The organism is Xanthomonas sp. LMG 12460 (genome assembly GCF_009192895.1).
Classification (GTDB): domain Bacteria; phylum Pseudomonadota; class Gammaproteobacteria; order Xanthomonadales; family Xanthomonadaceae; genus Xanthomonas_A; species Xanthomonas_A sontii.
This window is the reverse complement of sequence record NZ_NKUH01000088.1, coordinates 40,796-50,655: the sequence shown is the minus strand read 5'-3', so window position 1 is coordinate 50,655 and position 9,860 is coordinate 40,796. Positions and strand designations below refer to the sequence as shown.

8 protein-coding genes and 2 tRNA genes are annotated in these 9,860 nt (G+C 69.4%); 3 read left to right on the top strand and 7 right to left on the bottom strand.

What is annotated here, in order from left to right; translation table 11 throughout:
- Window positions 1-158: 158 nt before the first annotated feature.
- The 4 genes from rlmB to CEK66_RS16740 all read right to left on the bottom strand — a co-directional run bounded on the left by rlmB (window position 159) and on the right by CEK66_RS16740 (window position 4,466).
- Window positions 159-905, bottom strand: coding sequence for a 23S rRNA (guanosine(2251)-2'-O)-methyltransferase RlmB (rlmB, locus tag CEK66_RS16755; protein WP_017913459.1), 747 nt, complete (start codon window positions 903-905; stop codon window positions 159-161).
- 341 nt (window positions 906-1,246) lie between these two features.
- Window positions 1,247-1,714, bottom strand: a complete 468-nt coding sequence (locus CEK66_RS16750; RefSeq protein ID WP_043092435.1) for a GFA family protein — start codon at window positions 1,712-1,714, stop codon at window positions 1,247-1,249.
- Between the two features lie 102 nt (window positions 1,715-1,816).
- The gene (gene rnr / locus CEK66_RS16745) at window positions 1,817-4,243 is read right to left on the bottom strand and encodes a ribonuclease R (RefSeq protein ID WP_152237647.1); all 2,427 of its coding nucleotides are present in this window, start codon (window positions 4,241-4,243) and stop codon (window positions 1,817-1,819) included.
- 138 nt (window positions 4,244-4,381) lie between these two features.
- Window positions 4,382-4,466, bottom strand: a tRNA-Leu gene (locus CEK66_RS16740).
- 352 nt (window positions 4,467-4,818) lie between these two features.
- Between CEK66_RS16740 and CEK66_RS16735 the strand changes: the two genes are divergently transcribed.
- Window positions 4,819-5,268 (top strand): VirK family protein, encoded by a 450-nt coding sequence (locus tag CEK66_RS16735; RefSeq protein ID WP_152237646.1) that lies wholly within the window; start codon window positions 4,819-4,821, stop codon window positions 5,266-5,268.
- A gap of 96 nt (window positions 5,269-5,364) precedes the next feature.
- Window positions 5,365-5,449 (top strand) — tRNA-Leu (locus CEK66_RS16730).
- A gap of 74 nt (window positions 5,450-5,523) precedes the next feature.
- Here the strand turns inward: CEK66_RS16730 and CEK66_RS16725 are convergent.
- Window positions 5,524-5,721 (bottom strand): hypothetical protein, encoded by a 198-nt coding sequence (locus CEK66_RS16725; protein WP_010343993.1) that lies wholly within the window; start codon window positions 5,719-5,721, stop codon window positions 5,524-5,526.
- Window positions 5,722-5,972: 251 nt separating this feature from the next.
- Here CEK66_RS16725 and CEK66_RS16720 point away from each other — a divergent pair, with 251 nt between their 5' ends.
- A complete protein-coding gene (locus CEK66_RS16720) occupies window positions 5,973-6,320 on the top strand; it encodes a helix-turn-helix transcriptional regulator (RefSeq protein WP_017910998.1) in 348 nt (115 codons plus the stop codon).
- A 179-nt stretch (window positions 6,321-6,499) separates the two neighbouring features.
- Here the strand turns inward: CEK66_RS16720 and CEK66_RS16715 are convergent, their stop codons facing one another.
- Window positions 6,500-8,032: a GDSL-type esterase/lipase family protein gene (locus tag CEK66_RS16715; protein WP_152237645.1), complete on the bottom strand. Its 1,533-nt coding sequence runs from the start codon at window positions 8,030-8,032 to the stop codon at window positions 6,500-6,502.
- A 244-nt stretch (window positions 8,033-8,276) separates the two neighbouring features.
- Window positions 8,277-9,854: a DHA2 family efflux MFS transporter permease subunit gene (locus tag CEK66_RS16710; protein ID WP_026144761.1), complete on the bottom strand. Its 1,578-nt coding sequence runs from the start codon at window positions 9,852-9,854 to the stop codon at window positions 8,277-8,279.
- Window positions 9,855-9,860 lie beyond the last annotated feature (6 nt).

The window sequence follows — 9,860 nt, the reverse complement described above, 5'->3', positions numbered from 1 at the left end:
ATGAGGGTACGGGCGAAGCCTGGGGAAACGTCGATTGCAGCGCCGGTTGAGGGTGAAGCGCGAAAGCTTGGTGTCGCACTGATGCGGCGAGGGGCTTCGCCCCCGGACCCTCACCCCAACCCCTCTCCCGGAGGGAGAGGGGCTTTTCGAAGGGGCGCTCAGCCCAGGCGCTGCCGTACCGCTTCGAACAGGGTCACGCCGGCGGCGACCGAGACATTGAGGCTCTCGATCTCGCCCGGCATCGGGATCCGCACCAGGCCATCGCAATGCTCGCGGGTCAGCCGGCGCAGGCCGTCGGACTCGCCGCCCAGCACCAGCGCCACGTTGCCGCGCAGGTCCTGCGCGTACAGCGAGGTCTCGGCCTCGCCGGCCAGGCCGTAGATCCACACGCCCTGCTTCTGCAGCTCGCGCAGGCAGCGCGCCAGGTTGGTCACCGCCACGATCGGCAGGCGGTCGGCGGCGCCGGCCGAGGTCTTGCGCACGGTGGCGTTGACCGGCGCCGATTTGTCCTTGGGAATCACCACCGCGGTCACCCCGGCCGCGGCGGCACTGCGCAGGCAGGCGCCGAGGTTGTGCGGATCCTGCACACCGTCCAGCACCAGCAGCAGCGCGCGGCCCTCGGCGGCGCTGACCAGGCCTTCCAGTTCGCTCTCGGCCCAGGTCCGCGCCGCGGCATAACGCGCGGCCACGCCCTGGTGCCGCACCGAGCCGCCGACGCCGTCCAGCGCCTGCGTGTTCACCCGCCGCACGTCGATGCCCTTGCGCCGCGCGTTCTCCTCGATCTCCTGCAGGCGCGGATTCTTGCTGCCCGCTTCCACCAGCACCTCGCGCACGTTGTCCGCGTCGTTCTCGATCGACGAGGCCACGGCATTGACGCCGACGATCCACTGGTTCTGCTTGCTCATGAGACGGGACTACGCGTAAGGAAAGCGGGCATGGTAGGGGTTGTGGCCGCTGGCGTCATGCCTTGGGGGCCGGGATTGGGGATTCGGGATTGGGGATTGGTAGAAGCGGCTTGGCCGTGACGTCGCACTTTCCTGCGATGCCCGGGGCCTGCGTGTCGCGACAGCAAGACCAACGACGCAGCGCCATCCAGACAAGGCGCGGCGCAGCCTTGTGGGAGGGACTTCAGTCCCGACGCGATGACGTCGGGAACACCGGCCAGCTGCCTGGCGCGACCGATTCCCGAGGTCGCCAGCGATCTCCCGACAACGCGCCGCGCGAGGTCGGCACTGTCAGTCACGGCTCAAGCCGGCCAGCGCTCGGTGTCGTGGTCCGGATGCTGGCGCGAGACGATATCGGCCAGAAAGGGCGCGGCGACCAGATCGCCCTCGGTGCGGACCGCCGACAGCCGATGCAGCGCATCCACGAACGGCAGCTTCGCTTCGATGCCGTACTGGATGGTCGGCGGCACGGCCTCCGGATGGTCGAAAGCGCCGGCCGCGATGGCGACACCATCCGGGGCCTCGTAGGTCAGAGGCGTGCCGCAGTCGGCGCAGAAGCCGCGCTGCACCAGATTGGACGAGGCGAAGCGCCTGGGCGTGCCGCGGGTCCAGGTCAGGTCCGCGCCACGGGTGGAGACCAGCGGCGCGTAGTAGGCGCCGAACGCCTTCTGACACATCCGGCAATGGCAGATCGAGGCGTCGTGCAGCCGCCCGCGCACGCGGAAACGCACCGCACCGCACTGGCAACCGCCGCTGTACTCCTGCTCCATATCCGCTCTCCGCTGCGAACCGCATCGCGCAGGTGGCTCCCGCACGACGCACGGGAAGCGCGATCGCGGCGGCCGCCGTTCGGTCGCCGCGACGCTGCGCCGTCAGTACTTCTTTTTCTTGCGCTTGGCCGGCTGCCCACGCGGCGGCGGCGGCGGCAACTCGTCGTGTACCGATTCGCCTTCTTCGACCAGGCGGAAGTCGATCTTGCGCTCTTCCATGCTCGCCTTCAGCACCAGGATGCGTACGCGGTCGCCCAGGCGGAACTCGCGCCCGCGGCGCTCGCCGGTCAGGGTCTTGCGGGTGGCGTCGAACTGGTAATAGTCCTGCGGCAACTGGGTCACGTGGATCAGGCCGTTGACCTTGGACTGGTCCAGTTCGACGAACAGGCCGAAGCTGGTGACGCCGCTGACCACGCCGTCGAACTGCCCGCCGACGTGCTTCTCCATCCACGCGGCGCGGTAGCGCTCGTCGACCTCGCGCTCGGCCTCGTCGGCGCGGCGCTCGCGCTCGGAGCACTGCAGCGCCAGCGCCGCCATCGCGCGCGGCGCGTACAGGTACTTGTCCGGCGCGCCGCGGGTCAGCGCGTACTTGATCGCGCGGTGCACCAGCAGGTCCGGATAGCGGCGGATCGGCGAGGTGAAGTGCGCGTACGCCTCCAGCGCCAGGCCGAAGTGGCCGGCGTTGTCGGGCGAGTACACCGCCATGCTCTGGCTGCGCAGCAGCACCGATTCCAGCAGCGCCGCGTCCGAGCGCTCGCGCACCTTCTTCAGCAGCTTGGTGTAGTCGCCCGGCACCACCTTGCTCCACGCCGGCAGGCTCAGCTTGAACTCCTTGAGGAACTCCAGCAGGTCGGCGTACTTGGATTCCGGCGGGCGCTCGTGCACGCGGAACGGCGCCGGAATGTGCGTTTCCAGCAGGTAGCGCGCCGCGGCCACGTTGGCGGCGATCATGCATTCCTCGATCAGCTTGTGCGCGTCGTTGCGCACCAGCATGCCGGCCTGGGTCACCTCGCCGGTGTTGTCGAGCACGAAGCGCACTTCCGCGGTCTCGAACTCGATCGCGCCGCGGCGCGCGCGCGCCTTGGCCAGGATCTGGTACAGCTGATGCAGCCGCTCCAGCTGCGGCAGCACCGCCGCCACGTCCTTGCGCACCTGCTCGTCTTTCTCGCCGACCGCCTGCCACACCTGTTCGTAGGTGAGCCGCGCGTGCGAGTTCATCACCGCCTCGTAGAAGCGCGCACCGGCCACCTCGCCCTGGCGGTCGATCTGCATGTCGCAGACGAAGCACATGCGGTCGACCTTGGGGTTGAGCGAGCAGATGCCGTTGGACAGCGTCTCCGGCAGCATCGGCACCACGAAACCGGGGAAATACACCGAGGTCGCGCGCTTGACCGCCTCGGTGTCCAGCGGCGTGCCCGGACGCACGTAGTGCGACACGTCGGCGATCGCCACCACCAGGCGGAACCCGTCGGCGTTGGACTCGCAGAACACCGCGTCGTCGAAGTCCTTGGCGTCGGCGCCGTCGATGGTCACCAGCGGCGTCTGCCGCAGGTCCACGCGGCCCTTGATCGCCGCCGGCTCCACCGTCAGCGGCACCGCCGCGGCTTCGTCCAGCACCTCTTGCGGGAACTCGTAGGGCAGCTCGTGGCCGTGGATCGCCGCTTCCACCAGCAGCGACGGGGTCAGCTTGTCGCCCAGCACGGCGATGATCTTGCCGATCGGCGGGCGCCGCGCGTCCGGCGCGGAGGTGAGTTCGCACACCACCAGTTGCCCGTCGCGGGCCTCGCCGACGGCTTCGGCGGGGATCTGCACGTTGCGCTGGATGCGCTTGTCGTCGGGCACCACGAAGGCGATGCCGGCTTCCAGGCTGAAGCGGCCGATCATCCGAGTCAGGCCGCGCTCGAGCACGCGCGCGATGCTGCCTTCGCGGCGGCCGCGGCGGTCGATGCCGGTGACGTTGGCCAGCGCGCGGTCGCCATGCAGCACCTTGCGCATTTCGTACGGCGGCAGGAACAGGTCGTCGCCGCCCTCGTCCGGGCGCAGGAAGCCGAATCCGTCCGGATTGGCGATCACCACGCCGGGGATCAGGTTGGTCTGCTGCAGCGGCGCGTAGCCGCCGCGGCGGTTCTGCACGACCTGGGCCTCGCGCAGCATCGCACCCAGGCGCTTGCTCAGCGCTTCCTTGCGGGTCGGCTCGGTCAGACCGAGCTGTTCGGCCAGTTCGTCCAGGGTCTGCGGACCGTCGCAGCGTTCGAGCAGTTGCAGGATCGCCTCGCGGCTGGCGATCGGCTGCGCATAGCGCTCGGCCTCGCGCGCGGCATACGGATCCTGGATCGGCGCGGCAGTGTCGGGCGCGGCCGCCGGCGGTGGCGACGGAGGGTGCAGCGGTTGCAGCGGCGGCTTGGGGCCACGGCGCAGGAAGCTGGGCATCCAGGCGGGCAGACGCGATTTCTTCGGCGTATCGGAGGTGGGCGCGTCGCCGGACGCGGATTTGCCGGGCTTGCCGGACTTGCTTTTGCGAGTTGTCATCCGCGCATGGTACTCCCATGCAGGTGGCGTCACCCGAACCGGGCGGCGCGCTGCGGCGAACGTGCGCCCCAGAAACGACGAAGCCCGCGTCAGCGGGCCGGTCGGTGCGAGAGTTCAGCGCTCTCGCGATCTTGCATGTGGTGCCCAGGAGAGGACTCGAACCTCCACGGTTTTACCCGCTAGTACCTGAAACTAGTGCGTCTACCAATTCCGCCACCTGGGCGCTGAAGGCCGCGAATTCTGCGGTGCCGCCGCGACCTTGTCAACGCCTATTTTTGCGCCGCTCTCGATTGCCGGCATCGATGACGCGATCCGACCGCGGCACGCAGCGGTGCGGCGCACGTGCCAACCGCCGCGCGGCTGTGCGCGCGCGCACGCTTCGGCGGTGCGCGGATTCGGCGGAAAACCGCATGCGCGATGCCGATTCCGACACAGCGTTGTCACAAGCGGACCCGCTTCGAAGATCCGGCGTGACCGCGGCGGGAGTTCGCGATTTTGTCGGTTGACCCGGATCGGCGCCTCGCTAGTTTGCATCCGGCAATCCGTCGCCCTCCCCCACGCTCCGGAGCATCCCCATGCACAGCCTGTCCGCTTCCCTGCTCGCCGCCGCCCTGTTCGCCAGCGCCACCAGCGCCTCCGCCGCCGGCGCCGACGACGCCACGCTCAATTCCCTCACCGAGATCCAGCGCGCCCTGGACAGCGGCGCCTCGGTCGCCGTGGCGATCGACCTGAGCCAGTGCACGCCCACCTCCGGCGGCGCCACGCCCAGCCAGACCCGCGGCGGCCTGCGCATCGGCGCCTACCGCGTCACCGCCGACGGCACCCTGTCCTTCGCCGACGAGCACGTGACCGTCGGCCGCGACGGCAAGCCGATCCAGCAGTTCCTGCGCTACCAGGTACATCCGGACAACAGCATCGACTTCACCATGTTCGTGTTCGCCCTGCCCAGCTACCAGCAGACCGGCAGCACCCTCGGCTACCGCTGCGCGATCAACCAGGGCCTGCGCTTCAACGTCGCCTACTGAGGTCGCCACCGACGCGTCCGCGACGGCGCTGCACTGCCGCCGTCGCAAAGCGCTTGACAGGGTCTGCTGCCACGCGCAGAATTCTCGTTCTGAGTTGCCCAGGTGGCGGAATTGGTAGACGCACTAGTTTCAGGTACTAGCGGGTAAAACCGTGGAGGTTCGAGTCCTCTCCTGGGCACCACGACCGACAGGTCGAGCAAGATCTCAAAACCCGCTTCGGCGGGTTTTTTGTTGGCTGCGCGCAGGCCGCGGCGCTCAGCGCTGCGGCGGACGCAACGGACCGATGTCCACGCGCACGCCCTTCACCCACACCGCCACCTTGTAGGCACGGTAGCCCGGGTTGTGGCGTTCGGCCGCACGCGCGGCCAGGTAGGCATTGGCGGCATGCACCAGCACCTGCAAGGACGGCTCCAGTTGCGCGACGCGCCGGAGTCTCACTTCGTAGGTGGCCATGCGCCCTCCCCCATGTACCGGCAGGCGCCGCGTCGTGCCGCGATCGGCCAATGCATGGCGGCGGCGCACCGCGGCGCCGACACCCTCGTGTCCACAACATCCATGTCCTGCATGCGCATCCTCGCGCGTCCGTGCATTCCGCACCGCACGAGTATTGAATCTCCGAACAATTGGAGTCAAGCGTGACTGTACGACAAGCCGGCGGATGCTCCATATCTTGGTAGGCCCGCCGTCCCCCAAGGCCCACCGCGATGAATAGCTTCGGCGAGCGTTTGCGCGAAGCCAGAAAAGCCGCCGGGCTCACCCAGGAGCAGTTGGGCTTCGCGCTGGACGTCACCAAGTCCTCGGTGTCGGCCTGGGAGAACGACCGCGAAACGCCGAGCTTCCGCCTGCTGCCGACGCTGCGCAGCGTGCTGAACCGCTCGCTCGACGAACTGGTGTGCGGCGTCGGTCCCGGCAAGCGTGTGCAGGACCTGCCCGCCGACTATCCGTTGCTGGCGCAGGACGCGCAGGAGCGCGCCCTGCTCGCGCGCTATCGCAACGCCTCGGTGCGGCGCCGCGAAGCCGTGCTGGAATTGCTCAAGCCGGACAACGGCTGAGTCACACTGGCGGCGCGTGTGGCGTTCGGGCATCGCCAGTAACGACGGGATGTCGTTCGCAGAAGCGGCTTCAGCCGCGACCAAACCCTACCGGCATGCCCGTCGCGGCTGAAGCCGCTCTTACGAGGACGACCACGCTTCTCGCTGAGGCGCGGCACGCGTGATGTTCGAGACGCTCTTCAGCCGCCGACGCCGAGCGTGCGCAGCGCCTCGCCCCAGATCGCGTAGCCCGCTTCGCTGGGATGGGTGCCATCGGGCATCAGCGCCACCGGCAGCGTGCCGTCCGGCTGCAGGAAGCGCGCGCCGATGTCGAGCCAGCGCACCTGCGGGTCGTGGGCGAAGCGCGCGGCCAGCAGGCGGTTGGTCTCCAGGATCGGCGCACGCTGCGGCGCATCGGCGGCGAAGCCGCGCGGGAAGATGCCCATCAGCACGATCCGGCTGCGCGGCAGGCGCCGCCGGATCTCGGCGACCACCGCCGCCACGCCGTCGGCGGTCTCCTGCGGCGTGTTGGTGCGCGCATGCTCGGTGCCGGCGAGGTTGTTGGTGCCGAGGTTGATCACCACCCAGCGCGGCGCCAGACCGTCGACCTCGCCCTGGCGCAGCCGCCACAGCACGTTCTGGGTGCGGTCCCAGCCGAAGCCCAGGTTCAGCACCCGCGCGTCGCCGAAGGCGCGCTGCCAGGCCTGCGCGCCGTTCACCCGGATCGCCTGCGGCGCGCCTGCCCAGAAATGGGTGATCGAGTCGCCGAGCATCACCACCTGCGGCTGCAACTGCCGCGCGGCGTCCAGCGCGGCATGGTGGCGGCCGTACCAGTCGTAGGAATCCTGCTCCAGCCAGGGCACCGCGATGCGCGCGGTGTCGACGTCGGTCATCGCGTCCAGCGGCACCCGCGGCGCCTCGTCGAGCAGCCGCGCCAGGGTCGGCTCGATGGCCTCGGCCATGCGCCGCTGCCCACGCGTGTCCGGATGCAGCGCGCCACTGCCGGGACGCTGCCGCGGATCGTAGAACAGGCTCGGGTCCAGCGTGCCGTCGACGCGCTGGAACACGGTGCCGATGTCCAGGTAGGCCACACGCGGATTGTCGCCGTAGCGCACCGCCAGCGCGCGGTTGACCTCGGCGTCGCGCGCACTCTTCTGCGCCGACAGTGCGCTGGGCAGCAGGCCGAGCAACAGGATGTGCGTGCGCGGCAGGCGCTGCTCCAGCGTGGCGACCACCGCATCGATCCCGCGCACCGTGTCCGCCGCGCTGTGCCCTTGGTGGCCGGTGTTGTTGGTGCCGATCAGCAGGACCGCGACCATGGGCCGCAGGCCGTCGATCTCGCCGTGCTGCAGACGCCACAGCACGTGTTCGGTGGCGTCGCCGCTGAAGCCGAGGTTGAGCGCGCCGCGGCTGCCGTAGAAGGTCTGCCAGGTCGACTGGAAGTCTTCGTCCGGTGCCTGCGCCTTCTCGTAGTTCTGGGTGATCGAATCGCCGATCAGCAGCAGCGGCGCATCCGGGTGCGCGCGTACTTGCGCCAACACCTGTTGGTGGCGCTCGGCCCACCAGGCTTCGTGCAGGCGATCGGCCGGGGTCACCGGCACTGGCGACGGCGCCGGCAGCGGCGCGGCCTGGACGTTGCCTGGGTGCGCACCGAGGCATAGCAGTACGAGGACGGCCGCGCGCGGAAGCGATGCGGCGAAGCGGGCGCCGAAGGCGCGGAGAAAGCGCTGCATGTGCGGGGCTGCCGAAGCCTGCGAAGAGCGGCATTCTGGTGCGCAGGCCGCGGCAGCGGCAAGTGTCCCCGCGCCTGAGCGCGACGCCGGACACGCATGCCACTTGGCATGCCCGGGTGCGGCGCGCCGGACGGCACGCCATCAGGCAATGGCGCGTGCAAGCGCTGCTATCGCACCACCATTGCAGCGGCACGGAACGGCACAGGGCGTGGTGCCGTCCGTGCCGACGTGCCGCCGTCGAGGCTCAGTGGCCGCCAGCCGCCGCCGCGCCACCGCCGCCGCCGAACGGCGGCTTGGCCAGCCACAGGAAGAAGATGATCCCGAGGAAGGTCCAGCCCAGCAGGTAGAAGATGTCGTTGAAGCCCATCTGCGAGGCCTGGTGGTTGATGGTGTTGTTGAGCAGCGCCGCGCCGTTCTGCAGGCTGCCGTTGCCCATCATCTGCACCTGTTCCTGCATGCCCGGCGTGTAGGTGGAGATGTGCTCGGTCAGGTGCGCATGGTGCAGCTGCGTGCGCTTGGCCCACAGGTAGGTGGTCAGCGACGCGGCGAAGCTGCCGCCCAGCGTGCGCAGGAACGTGGCCAGGCCGGAACCGGCGGCGATCTCGCGCCCGTCCAGGTCCGACAGCAGGATCTGCAGCACCGGCATGAAGAACAGCGCCACGCCCACGCCCATCAGCAACTGCACCCCGGCCACGTGCGGGAAATCCACCTGCAGGTTGAAGTCCGAGCGCATGAAGCTGGTGGTGGCCATGAAGATGAAGGCGATGCTGGCCAGCAGCCGCAGATCGAAGCGCGAGGCGTACTTGCCGACGAACGGGGTCATGATCACCGGCAGGATGCCGATCGGCGCGGTGGCCAGGCCGGCCCAGATCGCGGTGTAGCCCATGTCGCGCTGCAGCCACTGCGGGATCAGCAGCGACACGCTGAAGAACGCCGCATAGGCCACGATCAGCGCCATGGTGCCGGCGCGGAAGTTGCGGTGGCGGAACAGCCGCAGGTCGACGATCGGATCCTTGTCGGTCAGCTCCCAGATCAGGAACACCGCCAGCGCCACCGCCGAGATCGCGGCCAGCACGACGATCTTGGTCGAACTGAACCAGTCCTCGTCGTTGCCCAGGTCCAGCACCACCTGCAGGCAGCCGACGCCGATGATCAGGGTGATCAGGCCGACGTAGTCCATGCGCGGACGCTCGATCGGCTCGGGACGGTCGCGCAGCTGCGAGCCGACCACGGTCGCGGCGATGATGCCCAGCGGCACGTTGATCAGGAAGATCCATTCCCAGCTGTAGTTGTCGGTGATCCAGCCGCCGAGGATCGGCCCGGCGATGGGCGCGACCACGGTGATCATCGCCAGCAAGGCCAGCGCCTGGCCGCGCTTTTCGCGCGGGTAGATCGACACCAGCAGGCTCTGGGTGATCGGGTACATCGGGCCGCAGACGAAACCCTGCAGCGCGCGCGATACCACCAGCATGCCCATGCTCTGGGCCAGGCCGCACAGCAGCGAGGCCGCGGTGAAGGCCAGCGTGGCCCACACGAACAGCTTGGTCTCGCCGAAACGGCGGCTGAGGAAGCCGGTCAGCGGCAGCGCGATGGCGTTGCTGACCGCGAACGAGGTGATGACCCAGGTCGCCTGCTGCGAACTGGCGCCGAGGTTGCCGGCGATAGTGGGCAGCGAGACGTTGGCGATGGTGGTGTCGAGCACCTGCATGAACGAGGCCATCGCCAGGCCCACCGTGCACAACGCCACACTGGCCGGGCGGAACCCGGCGGCCGGTGCGCCCGGAACCCCGGGCGCGGCGGGAGCGGCAGCTTGGTTGGACATGACCGG

Bases quoted from the DNA above. Each gene is read 5' to 3' on its own strand.
- rlmB (WP_017913459.1), bottom strand. From the start codon at position 905: ATGAGCAAGCAGAACCAGTGGATCGTCGGCGTCAATGCCGTGGCCTCG.
- CEK66_RS16750 (WP_043092435.1), bottom strand. From the start codon at position 1,714: ATGGAGCAGGAGTACAGCGGCGGTTGCCAGTGCGGTGCGGTGCGTTTC.
- rnr (WP_152237647.1), bottom strand. From the start codon at position 4,243: ATGACAACTCGCAAAAGCAAGTCCGGCAAGCCCGGCAAATCCGCGTCC.
- CEK66_RS16735 (WP_152237646.1), top strand. From the start codon at position 4,819: ATGCACAGCCTGTCCGCTTCCCTGCTCGCCGCCGCCCTGTTCGCCAGC.
- CEK66_RS16725 (WP_010343993.1), bottom strand. From the start codon at position 5,721: ATGGCCACCTACGAAGTGAGACTCCGGCGCGTCGCGCAACTGGAGCCG.
- CEK66_RS16720 (WP_017910998.1), top strand. From the start codon at position 5,973: ATGAATAGCTTCGGCGAGCGTTTGCGCGAAGCCAGAAAAGCCGCCGGG.
- CEK66_RS16715 (WP_152237645.1), bottom strand. From the start codon at position 8,032: ATGCAGCGCTTTCTCCGCGCCTTCGGCGCCCGCTTCGCCGCATCGCTT.
- CEK66_RS16710 (WP_026144761.1), bottom strand. From the start codon at position 9,854: ATGTCCAACCAAGCTGCCGCTCCCGCCGCGCCCGGGGTTCCGGGCGCA.